Annotated in this window: 15 protein-coding genes; all 15 read left to right on the top strand. The window is 64.0% G+C overall.

The features are described from left to right. Nucleotides 1-4 precede the first annotated feature (4 nt). The 15 genes from RGV33_RS02150 (at nucleotide 5) to RGV33_RS02080 (ending at nucleotide 14,030) form a co-directional block, all read left to right on the top strand. The gene (locus RGV33_RS02150; RefSeq protein WP_322142922.1) at nucleotides 5-259 is read left to right on the top strand and encodes an acyl carrier protein; all 255 of its coding nucleotides are present in this window, start codon (nucleotides 5-7) and stop codon (nucleotides 257-259) included. After that, nucleotides 256-801, top strand: coding sequence for a hypothetical protein (locus RGV33_RS02145; RefSeq protein ID WP_322142921.1), 546 nt, complete (start codon nucleotides 256-258; stop codon nucleotides 799-801). Before RGV33_RS02150 ends, RGV33_RS02145 begins: the two co-directional genes overlap by 4 nt. Next, nucleotides 798-2,468 (top strand): AMP-binding protein, encoded by a 1,671-nt coding sequence (locus tag RGV33_RS02140; protein ID WP_322142920.1) that lies wholly within the window; start codon nucleotides 798-800, stop codon nucleotides 2,466-2,468. The genes RGV33_RS02145 and RGV33_RS02140 overlap by 4 nt, the downstream gene beginning before the upstream one ends. A gap of 167 nt (nucleotides 2,469-2,635) precedes the next feature. Further along, on the top strand, nucleotides 2,636-3,370 hold the full coding sequence (locus tag RGV33_RS02135; protein ID WP_322142919.1) for a glycosyltransferase family 2 protein: 735 nt from the start codon (nucleotides 2,636-2,638) through the stop codon (nucleotides 3,368-3,370). After that, nucleotides 3,367-4,302 carry a glycosyl transferase gene (locus RGV33_RS02130; protein WP_322142918.1) on the top strand — a complete coding sequence of 312 codons (936 nt, stop codon included), beginning with the start codon at nucleotides 3,367-3,369 and terminating at the stop codon, nucleotides 4,300-4,302. Before RGV33_RS02135 ends, RGV33_RS02130 begins: the two co-directional genes overlap by 4 nt. Further along, complete coding sequence (locus tag RGV33_RS02125) at nucleotides 4,286-5,827, top strand: aromatic amino acid ammonia-lyase (RefSeq protein ID WP_322142917.1); 1,542 nt, start codon at nucleotides 4,286-4,288, stop codon at nucleotides 5,825-5,827. Before RGV33_RS02130 ends, RGV33_RS02125 begins: the two co-directional genes overlap by 17 nt. Beyond that, nucleotides 5,820-6,245 (top strand): acyl-CoA thioesterase, encoded by a 426-nt coding sequence (locus tag RGV33_RS02120; RefSeq protein ID WP_322142916.1) that lies wholly within the window; start codon nucleotides 5,820-5,822, stop codon nucleotides 6,243-6,245. Before RGV33_RS02125 ends, RGV33_RS02120 begins: the two co-directional genes overlap by 8 nt. Next, the gene (locus RGV33_RS02115; RefSeq protein ID WP_322142915.1) at nucleotides 6,242-6,940 is read left to right on the top strand and encodes an outer membrane lipoprotein carrier protein LolA; all 699 of its coding nucleotides are present in this window, start codon (nucleotides 6,242-6,244) and stop codon (nucleotides 6,938-6,940) included. The genes RGV33_RS02120 and RGV33_RS02115 overlap by 4 nt, the downstream gene beginning before the upstream one ends. Then, nucleotides 6,930-9,248, top strand: coding sequence for an MMPL family transporter (locus RGV33_RS02110; protein WP_322142914.1), 2,319 nt, complete (start codon nucleotides 6,930-6,932; stop codon nucleotides 9,246-9,248). The genes RGV33_RS02115 and RGV33_RS02110 overlap by 11 nt, the downstream gene beginning before the upstream one ends. Then, nucleotides 9,245-9,979: a class I SAM-dependent methyltransferase gene (locus RGV33_RS02105; protein WP_322142913.1), complete on the top strand. Its 735-nt coding sequence runs from the start codon at nucleotides 9,245-9,247 to the stop codon at nucleotides 9,977-9,979. Before RGV33_RS02110 ends, RGV33_RS02105 begins: the two co-directional genes overlap by 4 nt. Next, nucleotides 9,976-10,458, top strand: a complete 483-nt coding sequence (locus RGV33_RS02100) for a hypothetical protein (RefSeq protein WP_322142912.1) — start codon at nucleotides 9,976-9,978, stop codon at nucleotides 10,456-10,458. The genes RGV33_RS02105 and RGV33_RS02100 overlap by 4 nt, the downstream gene beginning before the upstream one ends. Then, complete coding sequence (locus tag RGV33_RS02095; protein WP_322142911.1) at nucleotides 10,455-11,621, top strand: beta-ketoacyl-[acyl-carrier-protein] synthase family protein; 1,167 nt, start codon at nucleotides 10,455-10,457, stop codon at nucleotides 11,619-11,621. The genes RGV33_RS02100 and RGV33_RS02095 overlap by 4 nt, the downstream gene beginning before the upstream one ends. Continuing rightward, complete coding sequence (locus RGV33_RS02090; protein ID WP_322142910.1) at nucleotides 11,618-12,079, top strand: hotdog family protein; 462 nt, start codon at nucleotides 11,618-11,620, stop codon at nucleotides 12,077-12,079. Before RGV33_RS02095 ends, RGV33_RS02090 begins: the two co-directional genes overlap by 4 nt. Next, nucleotides 12,076-12,804 (top strand): 3-oxoacyl-ACP reductase FabG, encoded by a 729-nt coding sequence (fabG, locus tag RGV33_RS02085; protein WP_322142909.1) that lies wholly within the window; start codon nucleotides 12,076-12,078, stop codon nucleotides 12,802-12,804. Before RGV33_RS02090 ends, fabG begins: the two co-directional genes overlap by 4 nt. Next, nucleotides 12,804-14,030, top strand: a complete 1,227-nt coding sequence (locus RGV33_RS02080) for a beta-ketoacyl-ACP synthase (RefSeq protein ID WP_322142908.1) — start codon at nucleotides 12,804-12,806, stop codon at nucleotides 14,028-14,030. The genes fabG and RGV33_RS02080 overlap by 1 nt, the downstream gene beginning before the upstream one ends. Nucleotides 14,031-14,035: the final 5 nt, after the last annotated feature.

Here is a 14,035-nt window from a genome sequence, read left to right as displayed (position 1 = left end):
TACCATGCAAACTCGTGACGATATTTTCAACACCTTGCGCAACGCCCTGGTGGAACTGTTTGAACTGGAACCTGAACGCGTCACACTCGACGCCAACCTGTACCAGGACCTGGAAATCGACAGCATTGATGCGGTAGACCTGATCGACCACATCAAGCGCCAGACCGGCAAGAAAATCGCCGCCGAAGAGTTCAAGGCCGTGCGTACGGTGAGCGACGTGGTCGAGGCGGTGTACCGTCTGGTTCAACCGGCCGCATGAGTCGGCTGATCGGCCTTGGCCTGTTGCTGGCAGGGTTGCTGTACCCGTTTGCGGTGTATTACGGCACGGAGCATTTTGCCCCGTGGCAGTTCGGCCTGCTGCTGGGCAGCCTGTGGCTATTGCGCGCGCTGACCGGCGCCAGGCGCCCGGGTGCACGCTGGATGGCCGCGGCGATCATCGTCTTTTGCCTGCTGCTCGCCTGGTTCGACAACCCGCAAATGCTGCGCTGGTACCCCAGCCTGGTCAGTGCGTTCATGCTGGCACTGTTCGGCCTGAGCCTGAAGTACGGGCCGCCGATGGTCGAGCGCCTGGCGCGCATGACCGAGCCGCAACTGCCTCAAAAAGCGATTGTGTATACCCGCCAGGTCACCGTGGTGTGGAGTGTGTTTTTCCTGTGTAACGGCCTGCTCGCCGCCGCGCTCACGCTGTGGGCGCCGCTGAGTTGGTGGACGTTGTACAACGGCATGATCGCCTACGGGCTGATGGGGCTGTTGTTTGCCGTGGAATGGCTGGTACGACAAAGGGTTCGAGGCCGCGTATGAATTGGTTGAATCTTGAGCACTTGCTGCTTGAGCCTGTAGGTCAGCGTTGGGTCACCACCGAACCTGCCCTGGATCACCTGCAATTGCGGGAAAAATCCCTGAGCCTGGCCGCCGGGTTGCAAGCCCTCGGCATCCAGCGCCTGGCGGTGCACCTGGAAGATGCCGGTGTGCTGGCAATCGCCCTGCTGGGTGCGTGGCGCGCCGGCGTCAGCGTGTTGCTGCCCGCCGACCTGCAACCACAGACCCGCCAACGCTGGAATGACGCCGTCGACGCCTGGCTGACCGAGGCCGGCGACCTGGACGCACTCTATCAAGCGCCATTAAGTGGCGCCGCCCTGGACCTGGACGCGTGCTGCCTGAGCCTGTGCACCTCCGGCTCCAGCGGCGAGCCCAAGCGCATCGACAAAACCCTGCGCCAGATGGCCAATGAAGTCCAGGCGCTGGAAACCCTGTGGGGCGCCGACCTGGGCCAGGCCTGCATCATCGGCAGCGTGGCCACCCAGCATATCTATGGCTTGCTGTTCCGGGTGCTGTGGCCGCTGTGCGCCGGGCGCACCTTTGTGCGCCGGCAGTTGGCATTCCCCGAGGATTTGCAGCGCGCCAGCCGCGAGCATTCGCAGTTCGCCTGGGTGGCCAGCCCGGCGCTGCTCAAGCGCATGGGCGACAACCTCGACTGGCCGGCGCTCATGCCGGTCAAGCGGGTTTTCTCCTCCGGCGGCGCCTTGCCCCTTGAAGCCGCCAGCAACCTGCATCAACGCTTGCAGCAATGGCCGACAGAAATCCTCGGCAGCTCGGAAACCGGCGGCATTGCCTGGCGCCAGGGCGCACAACCGTGGCAGCCGTTTGCCGACGTGCACCTGAGCCAGGACGCCGACGGCGCGCTGCGCATTGCCTCGCCGTACCTGCCCGCCGGCCATATTGAACAGACCGCCGACGCCGCAAAAATACACGCCGACGGCCGCTTCGAATTACTGGGCCGACTGGACCGCATCGTCAAGCTGGAAGAAAAACGCATCTCCCTGCCGATGCTCGAACAAGCGCTGATGAACCATGCCTGGGTCGCCGAAACGCGCCTGGGCGTGGTGCAGGAAAACCGTGCCTCCCTCGGCGCCCTCGTGGTGCTCAACAGCGACGGCCTGCACGCCCTGCGCAACCAGGGCCGGCGCAGCGTCACCCAAACCCTGCGCGAACATTTGGGCCAACACTGCGAAGCCCTGGCCCTGCCGCGCCGCTGGCGCCTGTTGCGCCAATTGCCGTTGAACAGCCAAGGCAAGCTGCCCCAGGCCGACGTCGAAGCCCTGCTGCTGGCACCCCGCCCGACAGCGCCGCAAGTGCTGGAGCGCGTCGAAGCCAACGGCGAATGGACCCTGCAACTGGCGGTCCCGCCGGACCTCGCCTACTTCAGTGGGCACTTCCCGCAAACACCGGTGCTGCCGGGCGTGGTGCAGGTGGATTGGGCGCTGACCCTGGGCCAGCAACTGCTCAACCTGCCAGGGCAATTTGCCGGGATGGAAGTGCTCAAGTTCCAGCAACTGGTGCGCCCGGATGACCGGATCGAACTGCACCTGCGGTTCGACCGGGAACGCAGCAAGCTGTACTTCGCCTACCGCAATGAGGCGGCAGCCTGCTCCAGTGGGCGGATCGTGCTGGAGAGGATCAGTGATTAAGCTTTTGTGGCGAGGGAGCTTGCTCCCGCTGGAGTGCGCAGCACTCCCAACCCAGGCACTGTGGTTTATCAGGCAAATCGGTGTCGCCTGTGTTGGGGCCGTTTCGCAGCCCAGCGGGAGCAAGCTCCCTCGCCACGCACAGCGCTTCTGCCAATGGGGTACCTGTTATGCATAACCCCTGCGCCCTGATCCCGGTCTACAACCACGAGGCCGCCGTGCCCGCCGTGGTGCGTACCGTGCTCGACAGCGGCTTGCCCTGCCTGCTGGTAGACGACGGCAGCAGCCCCGCCTGCGCCACCGTGCTCGCGCAACTGGCCACCCTGGACAACGTGTCCCTGCTGACCCTGCCCACCAACCAGGGCAAGGGCGCCGCCGTCATGGCCGGTTTTCGCGAAGCGGCGCGCCTGGGCTTCACCCACGCCCTGCAAGTGGACGCCGACGGCCAGCACGACCTGCGGGAAGTCGGCACCTTCCTCGACGCCTCGCGCACCCACCCGAACGCCGTAATCTGCGGCTACCCGGAGTACGACGACAGTGTGCCCAAGGGCCGCCTTTATGCGCGCTACCTGACCCACGTGTGGGTGTGGATCAACACCTTGTCGCTGCAGATCCGCGACTCAATGTGCGGCTTTCGCGTGTACCCACTGCCACCGACCCTGGCCCTGATGGACTCGGCCAACATCGGCAAACGCATGGATTTCGACTCCGACATCCTGGTGCGCCTGGCTTGGCGCAACCAGCCGATGCGTTGGCTGCCGACCAAGGTGCATTACCCCACCGACGGCCTGTCGCACTTTCGCCTGGTGCACGACAACGCGCTGATTTCCTCGATGCACACCCGGCTGTTCTTCGGCATGTTGGTGCGCGCGCCGATGATCCTCTGGCGCCGGTGGCAGGCATGACCCAGGACACCAAGCACTGGGCCGACCGCAAAGAGCGCGGCAGCTTCTGGCTGATGAAATTCACCGCACTCGCCGCCAAGGTCCTCGGGCGCAGGCTGTTGAGCCCGCTGCTGTACAGCATCGTGTTGTACTTCTTCCTGTTCGGCCGCACGGCCCGCCAAAGCGCCTGGCAGTACCAGCAACGCCTGGCCGACTGGAGCAAGCGCGATGACCTGCGCCCTACCCACCGAAGAGTCTTCGGGCAGTTCATGGCATTCGCCGACGCCCTGCTGGACAAGCTCGACGTATGGAACGGCAAACTGCGCCTGGAACAGATTGAAATCATCGACCCGGCACACCTGCGCAGCCAGCTACGCAGCGAACGCGGGCAGATGCTGGTAGGCGCGCACCTGGGCAACCTTGAGGTGTGCCGCGCCCTCGCCGAGCTGGGCGAAAAGGTCACGATGAACGTGCTGGTGCACACCAAGCACGCCGAACGCTTCAACCGGATTCTGGGCGAGGCCGGCGCGACCAATTTGCGCCTGATCCAGGTCAGCGAACTGGACCCTGCGGTGATGATGCTGCTCAGTCAGCGCCTCGACGCCGGCGAGTGGCTGGCGATTGCCGGCGACCGTGTACCGCTGCACGGCGGGCGCACGGTGCGGGTGGCTTTCCTCGGCCATGACGCCGCCTTCCCCCAAGGCCCGTGGCTGCTGGCAGGCTTGCTGAAATGCCCGGTCAACTTGCTGATGTGCCTGAAGCATCAAGGCCGCTATCGCCTGATCATCGAGCCGTTCGCCCAACTGATCGAATGGAAACGCAGCGACCGCCAGCAGGTGATCGCACAATGGACCGCCCGCTACGCCGAGCGCCTGGGCCAGTTCTGCCTGGAAGCGCCCCAACAATGGTTCAACTTTTACCCTTTCTGGAAGACCGATGACGACGCATCTTGAGCCGGTAACCTTCGGCGAACTCCCCCTGCGCATCGAAGACGTATTGGCCCTGGCCAACCGTCAGGCGCCGACTCAACTGCAAGCTGATGCCCAGTACCGCCAGCGCATCGCCAAGGGCGCGCAGTTCCTGGATTCGTTGCTGGACAAGGAAGGCGTGATCTACGGCGTGACCACCGGCTACGGCGACTCCTGCGTGGTGGCGGTGCCGTTGCAGCACGTCGAAGCACTGCCGCGTCACCTCTACACGTTCCACGGCTGCGGCCTGGGCAAGTTGCTGGATGCCCAAGCCACCCGCGCGGTGCTGGCGGCGCGCTTGCAGTCACTGTGCCACGGCGTGTCGGGGGTGCGCGTGGAGTTGCTGGAGCGCCTGCATGCGTTTCTCGAATTCGACGTGCTGCCGCTGATTCCGGAAGAAGGCTCGGTGGGCGCCAGCGGTGATTTGACGCCGCTGTCCTACGTAGCCGCGACCCTGTCTGGCGAGCGCGAAGTGATGTTCCGTGGCGAACGTCGCCAGGCTGCCGACGTGCACCGAGAACTGGGTTGGGACCCATTGGTGCTGCGCCCGAAAGAAGCCCTGGCACTCATGAACGGCACCGCCGTGATGACCGGCCTCGCCTGCCTGGCTTTCGCCCGTGCCGACTACCTGCTGCAACTGGCCACGCGCATCACCGCGCTTAACGTGGTGGCGCTGCAAGGCAACCCGGAGCATTTCGACGAGCGCCTGTTCGCCGCCAAGCCGCACCCGGGGCAGATGCAAGTCGCCGCCTGGTTGCGCAAGGACTTGGCCATCGACGCACCGACCGCGCCGCTGCACCGCCTGCAAGACCGTTACTCGCTGCGCTGTGCGCCCCACGTTTTGGGCGTGCTGGCCGACAGCCTGAACTGGCTGCGTTCATTTATCGAGATCGAACTCAACAGCGCCAACGACAACCCGATCATCGACGCCGAAGAAGAACGCGTGCTGCACGGCGGTCACTTCTACGGCGGCCACATTGCCTTCGCCATGGACAGCCTCAAGACCCTGGTGGCTAACGTCGCCGACCTGCTGGACCGCCAGCTCGCGCTGCTGGTGGACGTGCGCTACAACCACGGCCTGCCGAGCAATTTGTCGGGCGCGCCAGCCGAGCGGGCGATGATCAACCACGGTTTCAAGGCGGTGCAGATCGGCACCAGCGCCTGGACCGCCGAAGCGCTGAAGAACACCATGCCGGCCAGCGTGTTCTCGCGCTCCACCGAGTGCCATAACCAGGACAAGGTCAGCATGGGCACCATCGCCGCCCGCGACGCAATTCGCGTGCTGGAGCTGACCGAGCAAGTCGCCGCTGCCACCTTGCTGGCCGCCAACCAGGGTGTATGGCTGCGGGCCCAGGCTGAAGACGCGCGCCCACTGCCACCGGCGCTGGCCGCCATGCACGCAGAGCTGGCCAAGGACTTCCCGCCAGTCATCGAAGACCGCGCTCTGGAAGGCGAACTGCGCCTGTGCCTCAAACGCATCGCCGAGCAACACTGGAGGCTGCATGCGTAGCCCCGGCGTGTTGCACTGCGACACTGAAATCCTCGTGCCGTTTTTTGATATCGACACCATGAACGTGGTGTGGCACGGGCACTACGTGAAGTACCTGGAAGTTGCCCGCTGCGCCTTGCTGGACACGCTCGGCCACAACTACACGGCGATGCTGGAAGCGGGCTATGCCTGGCCGGTGATCGACATGCAACTGCGTTATGTGCGCGGCGCGACCTTCGGCCAGACCATCACGGTGCGCGCCAGCCTGGTGGAGTGGGAGAACCGCTTGAAGGTCAATTACCTGATCAGCGACAAGGCCACCGGCGAGCGCCTGACCCGCGCCAGCACCGTGCAAGTGGCGGTGGAGATTGCCAGCCGTGAAATGCAGCTGGCGTCGCCGAAGGTATTTGTCGACGCAGTCGAGAGGGCGCTGTCATGACACACAACCCTGTGGGAGCGGGCTTGCCCGCGATGGTCGTCAACGATAACGCGAGACGCCTGACACTTCTCGGCGCCCTCAGGTTCTTCGCGAGCAAGCTCGCTCCTACAAGGGTCGCGTTGATGCTGTTTTTAGGCATTCCAGGCCTGGCCCATGCTTTCGACCTGCAACAACTCAGCGATCAGCTTGCAAAACCGTCGGTAATCCACGGCAACTTCATCCAGGAAAAACACCTGCGCGCCCTGCCGCAACCGCTGGTCAGCAAGGGCACCTTCGTCCTGGCCAAGGACCACGGCCTGCTGTGGCTGCTGAAAACCCCGCTGCAACAGGACTACCGCATCAGCGCCAACGGCATTGCCCGGCGTGACCCCAACGGCTGGCAATTGCTGCCGAACAAGAGCGCCGGCGCCGAGCAGAATCGGTTGTTCCTTGCCGTGCTGCAGGGTGACAGCAGCGGCTTGCAGCGTGACTTTGAGCTGCAACTGCAGGGCGAAGCCGAGCAGTGGAAGCTCACGTTGATCCCGCGTTCGCTGCTGCTCAAGCAAGTGTTCACCCAGATCAATATCGACGGCGGCGAGCGGGTGCAAAAAATCGAGCTGCTGGAAACCCAGGGCGACAGCACCGTACTGCGCATGCAGGACAGCACCAGCAGCCAGCCCTTGAGCGACGCGGAGCAACACGATTTTGCCGAGTGAACGCTGGTTGCCGCGCCTGTTCCTGATCCTGCTGGTGGCCGTGTTGGCCCTGGCGGGTTGGCAATGGCGCGATGGCGCGCCGCTGTCGGCGAACCTGATGGAGCTGGTGCCGGGCACCGCGCCAGACGCCTTGGAGCTGCGCGCCGAACAACGCATGCAGGAACCGCTGAACCGCGAAATATTGGTGCTGGTGGGCCATGCCGACCGGCAAACAGCCGTGGCCATGGCCCAGCAATTGGGCGAGCGCTGGCAAGCCAGCGGCCTGTTTGAGAAGGTTCAGTGGAACCTGCAAGCCGACCTGCCGGCCCTGCGTCAGCAGTTGCTGCAAGGCCGGCTGGCGATGCTCTCGGCCAAGGACCGCGAGCAGTTGATCGACGAGCCGCAGGCGTTTATCCAGCAACGCGTGCAAGCGCTGTTCGATCCCTTCAGCGGCTTCAGCCTGGTGCCCAGCCAGGACGATTGGCTGGGCCTCACCGGGCGCATCCAGAACAGCCAGCCGCAGCACGGTTCGGTGCAACTGGATATTGGCAGCGGCGCGTTGATCGCCGATGCCGACGGCAAAAGCTGGGTGCTGCTGCGGGCGCGCACCACCGGCAATGCCTTCGACATGAAACTGCCGCTGCAAGTGGCAGAACTGCTCAAGGCCAGCCGCGAACAGGCCGATCAGCAAGGCGCGCAATTGCTCGCCGCCAGCGGCCTGTTGTACGCAGCCAATGGCCAGCAACAGGCGACGCGGGAAATCACCTGGGTTGGCGGCGGCGCCACGATCGGCATCTTGTTGTTGCTGTTGCTGGCCTTCCGGCGCTGGCGGGTATTGCTGGCGTTTGTGCCAGTGCTGGTGGGCATGCTGTTTGGCGCGGTGGCCTGTGTGGCGCTGTTTGGGCATATGCATGTGATCACGCTGGTGTTGGGCTCGAGCCTGATCGGCGTGGCGGTGGATTACCCTCTGCACTACCTGTCCAAGAGTTGGAGCATGAGCCCTTGGCGCAGTTGGCCGGCCTTGCGCCTGACCTTGCCGGGCTTGAGCCTGAGCCTGGCCACCAGTTGCATCGGCTACCTGGCGCTGGCGTGGACGCCGTTCCCGGCATTGACGCAAATCGCGGTGTTCTCGGCGGCAGGTCTGGTGGGCGCCTACCTGTCGGCGGTGTGCCTGTTGCCGGCCTTGCTCAAGGGTGTCGAGTTGCGCCCGGCCCAATGGCCGCTGCGCATTGCCGAGTTTTTGTTGAGCGTGCGCGAGTCGCTGCTCAAGCGCCTGCCGAGCCCGGTGTTGCTGGTATTGGTGCTGGTGTTTTGCGGCGGTGGACTGTGGCAATTGACCAGCAAAAACGATATCCGCCAATGGATCGGTGCACCACCACAGTTACTGCAGCAAGCCCAGGCCGTTGCACGGATTACCGGGTTTCAGCCCACCAGCCAGTTCTTCCTGGTGCGGGCGGACAATCAGCAGCAGTTGCTGGAGCGCCAGGCGGCCCTGAGCCAGCGCCTGGATCAGCTGGTGAACATGGACAAACTCCAGGGTTACCTGGCACTCAACCAACTGGTCAGTACACCGGCCGAGCAACAGCAACTGCGTGAAGCCCTGAACCAGTTGCCGCGGTACTGGCAGCCGCTGCTGGACCTCGGCGTGCCTGCCACAGCGCTGCAAGCCGAACTGACCCAGTTGCAAGCCCTGCCCACCGAAGACATCGATGCCGCACTGGTCGGCCCGCTGGCTGAACCGTGGCGCGCGCTGTGGCTGGGGAATGTCGACGGCGGCGTGGCGGCGATGGTCAGCCTGCAAGGCTTGAACAACCCGGCGTTGCTGCGAGTGCAAGCCCTGGATTTGCCCGGGGTGCAGTTAGTAGACCGTTTGGGCGACTTGAACCAGGTGTTTGCCGCGACGCAAATCAGCGCCGCCGAATTGAAGTTAATGTCGTGCGTGTTGATCGTACTGTTGCTGATCCTGCCGTTCGGCTTCGGCGGCGCCCTGCGCATCGTTGCGCTGCCGTTGCTGGCGGCGCTGTGCAGCCTGGCCAGCCTTGGTTGGCTGGGGCAGCCTTTGACGCTGTTCAGCCTGTTCGGCCTGCTGCTGGTGACCGCCATCAGCGTCGACTACGCGATCCTGATGCGTGAACAAATTGGCGGCGCCGCCGTGAGCCTGTTGGGCACACTGTTGGCGGCCGTGACCACTTGGCTATCGTTCGGCCTGCTGGCGGTTTCCAGCACACCGGCGGTGAGTAATTTTGGGCTGTCGGTGAGCCTGGGGCTGGCGTTCAGCTTCATGCTGGCGCCGTGGGCCAGCCCGTCCGGGACAAGGAAGATGAAATGAGCAGCCAATACCTGAGTAAAAACTACGTCGAGGAAACCAAATTCGGCTTCTGGTTCCTGCGCAGCCACACCTGGCAGCACCATGTGCTGCGCGTGGCGATCAACGACTTGCGCAGCCTGTTCAGCGATCCGCTGCCGGTTGCGCCGGTGCTGCTGGACGCTGGCTGTGGCCAGGGCAAATCGTTCCAGTACTTGCAGCAGACGTTCGCCCCAGAGCGCCTGCTCGGCCTCGACGCCGACCCGCACAGCCTCGACCTGAGCCGCGCCGAAGCCGCACGCCAGGGCATCGCCATCGAGTTGATCGGCAGTGATTGCGCCACCCTCGATGTGGCCGACGCCAGCGTTGACGTACTGTTCTGTCACCAGACCTTCCATCACCTGGTGGAACAGCATCGTGCCCTGAAAGAGTTCTATCGGGTGCTCAAGCCAGGCGGCTATTTGCTGTTTGCCGAGTCCACCGAAGCCTACATCGACACCTGGGTCATTCGTTGGTTGTTCCGTCACCCGATGCATGTGCAAAAAAGCGCAGAAGAGTACCTTGAGATGATTCGCGAGCAGGGCTTTGAGTTCGGCCCGCAGAACGTTTCGTACCCGTACCTGTGGTGGAGCCGCGCCACCGATTTCGGCCTGCTTGAGCGCTGGGGCCTGCGCCAGCCGAAACCTGCGGGCCAGCGCGAAGAAACCCTGGTCAACGTGGTTGCGCGCAAACCCCTGGCGAGCACTGGAACATGATCCGAATGCTGTTGATCGGCTGCCTGTTGCTGCTGGGCGCGTGCGCCAGCCAGCCACCGTTGCCGTCAAAAAACCCGGTGTTGAGCCTGCCGTTGCAATTGCATGTGCAGCGCGAGCAAGACGGCCAGCGTCAGGACTGGTTGCTGGTGATCCAGCGCGAAGCCGGCGGGATCCGCTGGTCGATGATGGACCCGCTGGGCATTCCCCAGGCCCGGCAGATGCTGACCAACGGCGCTTGGCATGCCGACGGTCTGCTGCCGCCCAATCCCCAGGCACGGGAGCTGTTTGCCGCGCTGTTGTTTGCCCTGACTTCGGCGGATGAAGTCTCTGCACTGTATCCCGGCACTCAGGAAATGGACCTGACCCGCACCCTGCCGGCCCACTGGAAGATCACCTATCACTCCTCGCTGGTGTTTCGCGTGGACGTGATGGGGCAGCACCTGAGCTACCGCATCTCGCCGCTTGAGGCCGCCCGATGACCGCTTACCTCAATGCCCTTGGCGTGATCTGCGCCCTGGGCCGCGACAAGCAAGCCGTCAGCCGCAGCCTGTTTGCCGGCGACTGCTGCGGCATGCGCGCCGAAAGCGGCTGGGTGCCGGAGCGGGTGTTGCCGGTGGCCGGTGTGCACGGTGAACTGGCGGCCATCCCGCCTGGGCTGGAGCCCCATCGCAGCCGCAATAACCAGCTGTTGCTGGAAGCGGCGTTGCAAATTGACGACGAGATCCGCCAGGCGATCCAGGCCTTCGGCGCCTCCCGCATTGGCATCGTGCTCGGCACCAGTACGTCGGGCATCGACGAAGCCAGTCGCGGCATCGCCGATTACTTGCAGAACCAGCAATTTCCCGCCACGTACGATTACCAGCAACAGGAACTCGGCGCCCCCGCAAACTTCCTTGCCGATTGGCTGCAACTGAGCGGCCCGGCCTATGTGATTTCCACCGCCTGCACCTCCAGCGCGCGGGCGCTGATGAGTGCCCAGCGCCTGTTGGACCTGGGCCTGTGCGATGCGGTGATTTGCGGTGGCGTCGACACGCTGTGCAAGCTGACCCTCAATGGTTTTTCGGCGCTGGAAGCGGTGTCGGCACAGCGTTGCAACCCGTTCTCGGCGAACCGTAACGGCATCAATATCGGCGAAGCTGCGGTTTTGTTCCTGATGAGCAAAACCCCCGCGCCAGTCGCACTGTTGGGCAGCGGCGCCAGTTGTGATGCCCACCATATTTCCGCCCCCGAGCCCACCGGCAAGGGTGCGTTGCAGGCAATGCGCAAGGCCCTGGCCAGTGCAAATCTGGCGCCCGGGCAGATCGGCTACCTGAACCTGCACGGCACCGCCACGCAACACAACGACGCCATGGAAGCCCTGGCGGTCGCGGCCCTGTTCCCGGACGGCGTGGCCTGTTCGTCGACCAAGCCCATGAGCGGCCACACCCTGGGCGCGGCTGGTGCACTGGAAGCGGCGTTCTGCTGGTTGAGCCTTGCAGCAGGCGTGGTGCCCCCGCATGTCTGGGATGGCCAGGCCGACCCGGCGCTGCCTGTGTTGAAGTGGGCGCTGCCCGGCGACACCCTGCAAAAACGCTGCCTGATGAGCAACTCGTTTGCCTTCGGCGGCAACAATGCCAGCCTGATTATCGGAGACGCCCCATGATGAATTGGCCGCTCGCCGAACTGCTGCCCCACGCCGGTGACATGATCCTGATCGATCAGGTCCTGAGCTTTGATGAAGAACAGATTCAGACCCGCCTGACGGTCAAGCCCGGTGGTCTTTTCAACCGCGCCGACGGCAGCCTGCCGGCCTGGGTCGGGATTGAGTTGATGGCCCAAAGTGTCGCCGCCTACGCCGGTTGCCGTGCCCGCCAGAAAGGCGAAGCGGTGGAGTTGGGCTTCCTGCTGGGCACGCGCAAGTTCGAGTGCAATGTAGAGCACTTCCCCGCCGGCACCGAGCTGACCATTCACGGCTTGCGTTCCCTGGAAGACGACAACGGCATGGGTGTGTTCGAATGCCACCTGACCGGCGACGGTATCCAGGCGAGTGCACGCCTGAACGTATTTCGACCGCCCCAGGCGGCCAACTATTTAGCTGAATCGAAGGACACTACGCCATGACTGAATCCGTATTGGTTACCGGCTCCAGCCGTGGCATCGGCCGCGCCATCGCTCTGCGCCTGGCCCAGGCCGGGCACGACCTCGTGCTGCACTGCCGCAGCGGGCGTGCCGAGGCGGATGCAGTGCAGGTTGAAATTGAAGCACTTGGCCGCAAGGCGCGGGTGTTGCAGTTTGATGTGGCGGAGCGCGCCAACTGCAAGGAAATTCTGGAAGCGGACGTGGAAGCACATGGCGCGTATTACGGCGTGGTGCTGAACGCCGGGCTGACTCGCGATGGTGCGTTTCCAGCACTGTCGGAAGACGATTGGGACGTGGTGATGCGTACCAACCTCGACGGTTTCTACAACGTATTGCACCCGGTGATGATGCCGATGATTCGTCGTCGCGCAGCAGGCCGCATCGTGTGCATTACCTCGGTCTCCGGGCTCATCGGCAACCGTGGCCAGGTCAACTACAGCGCGTCCAAGGCCGGCTTGATCGGCGCCGCCAAGGCCCTGGCGATCGAGCTGGGCAAGCGCAAGATCACCGTCAACTGCGTGGCCCCCGGGCTGATCGACACGGCAATGCTCGATGAAAACGTACCCGTGGAAGAGTTGATGAAGATGATCCCGGCCCAGCGCATGGGCACCCCGGAAGAAGTCGCCGGGGCGGTAAACTTCCTGATGTCGGCGGAGGCCGGCTACATCACTCGCCAAGTGCTGGCCGTGAATGGAGGACTGTGCTGATGAAACGCGTGGTAGTCACCGGCATGGCCGGCGTTACGTCTTTGGGCAGCGACTGGGCAACCATCGCCGCCCACTTCCGCGCCAACCGCAGCGGCATTCGGCGCATGGACGAGTGGGATCGCTTCACCGAATTGAACACGCGACTGGCCGGGCCAATTGATGATTTCGTGGTGCCCGCTCACTGGACCCGCAAGCAACTGCGCAGCATGGGCCGGGTTTCGCGCCTGGCAGTATGGGCGGCGGAACAAGCGCTCAAAGACGCAGGCTTGCTGGGCGACGAGTCGATCAAGGACGGGCGCATGGGCGTGGCCTGCGGCTCCTCCACCGGCAGCACCGATGAGATCAAGGCCTTCGGCAATATGCTGCTGAACTCGGTGGCCGAGGGGCTCAACGCCAACTCCTACGTGCGGATGATGCCCCACACCACGGCGGCAAATATCAGCATCTTCTTTGGCCTCACCGGCCGGCTGATCCCCACGTCAAGCGCATGCACCAGCGGTAGCCAGGGCATCGGCTACGCCTACGAGGCCATCAAGTTCGGCCGCCTGCCGCTGATGTTGGCAGGTGGTGCTGAAGAGCTGTGCCCCACCGAAGCCATGGTGTTCGATGCGCTGTACGCCACCAGCCTGAAAAACGATGCCCCGCAGACCAGCCCGCGCCCGTATGACAGCGGCCGCGACGGTTTGGTGATCGGCGAAGGCGGCGGCATCCTGGTGCTTGAAGAACTGGAACACGCCCTGGCCCGTGGCGCGCATATCCACGCCGAAATCGTCGGCTTTGGCAGCAACGCCGACGGCCAGCACACCACACGTCCCGAACAGAAAACCATGCGCCGCGCCATGGAGCTGGCCCTGGAGGACGCGGGACTGCAACCCGATGCCATCGGCTATGTGAACGGGCATGGCACCGCCACCGACCAGGGTGACATTGCCGAAACCCTGGCCACCAGCAGCCTGTTCGGCAGCCGCATGCCCATCAGTTCACAGAAAAGTTTCCTCGGGCACACCCTGGGCGCATGCGGCGCGCTGGAGTCGTGGTTCAGCATCGAGATGATGAACCGTGACCAATACGTGCACACCTTCAACCTCGATGAGATAGACCCGCGTTGCGGCGAGTTGGACTACCTGCAAGGTGAGTTCCGCGAGCTGCACAGCGACTACGTGATGAACAACAATTTTGCTTTTGGCGGCGTCAACACTTCGCTGATTTTCCGCCGCTGGGCGTGAGTTTT

It is taken from the genome of Pseudomonas sp. Bout1 (assembly GCF_034314165.1).
Lineage (GTDB): Bacteria > Pseudomonadota > Gammaproteobacteria > Pseudomonadales > Pseudomonadaceae > Aquipseudomonas.
Note: the sequence above shows the minus strand (reverse complement) of the source record. Positions and strands in the feature narration are given on the sequence as shown.

What these genes read in the sequence shown, in the direction of transcription:
- RGV33_RS02150 (WP_322142922.1), top strand. Translation starts at nt 5, where the DNA reads ATGCAAACTCGTGACGATATTTTCAACACCTTGCGCAACGCCCTGGTG.
- RGV33_RS02145 (WP_322142921.1), top strand. Translation starts at nt 256, where the DNA reads ATGAGTCGGCTGATCGGCCTTGGCCTGTTGCTGGCAGGGTTGCTGTAC.
- RGV33_RS02140 (WP_322142920.1), top strand. Translation starts at nt 798, where the DNA reads ATGAATTGGTTGAATCTTGAGCACTTGCTGCTTGAGCCTGTAGGTCAG.
- RGV33_RS02135 (WP_322142919.1), top strand. Translation starts at nt 2,636, where the DNA reads ATGCATAACCCCTGCGCCCTGATCCCGGTCTACAACCACGAGGCCGCC.
- RGV33_RS02130 (WP_322142918.1), top strand. Translation starts at nt 3,367, where the DNA reads ATGACCCAGGACACCAAGCACTGGGCCGACCGCAAAGAGCGCGGCAGC.
- RGV33_RS02125 (WP_322142917.1), top strand. Translation starts at nt 4,286, where the DNA reads ATGACGACGCATCTTGAGCCGGTAACCTTCGGCGAACTCCCCCTGCGC.
- RGV33_RS02120 (WP_322142916.1), top strand. Translation starts at nt 5,820, where the DNA reads ATGCGTAGCCCCGGCGTGTTGCACTGCGACACTGAAATCCTCGTGCCG.
- RGV33_RS02115 (WP_322142915.1), top strand. Translation starts at nt 6,242, where the DNA reads ATGACACACAACCCTGTGGGAGCGGGCTTGCCCGCGATGGTCGTCAAC.
- RGV33_RS02105 (WP_322142913.1), top strand. Translation starts at nt 9,245, where the DNA reads ATGAGCAGCCAATACCTGAGTAAAAACTACGTCGAGGAAACCAAATTC.
- RGV33_RS02100 (WP_322142912.1), top strand. Translation starts at nt 9,976, where the DNA reads ATGATCCGAATGCTGTTGATCGGCTGCCTGTTGCTGCTGGGCGCGTGC.
- RGV33_RS02095 (WP_322142911.1), top strand. Translation starts at nt 10,455, where the DNA reads ATGACCGCTTACCTCAATGCCCTTGGCGTGATCTGCGCCCTGGGCCGC.
- RGV33_RS02090 (WP_322142910.1), top strand. Translation starts at nt 11,618, where the DNA reads ATGATGAATTGGCCGCTCGCCGAACTGCTGCCCCACGCCGGTGACATG.
- fabG (WP_322142909.1), top strand. Translation starts at nt 12,076, where the DNA reads ATGACTGAATCCGTATTGGTTACCGGCTCCAGCCGTGGCATCGGCCGC.
- RGV33_RS02080 (WP_322142908.1), top strand. Translation starts at nt 12,804, where the DNA reads ATGAAACGCGTGGTAGTCACCGGCATGGCCGGCGTTACGTCTTTGGGC.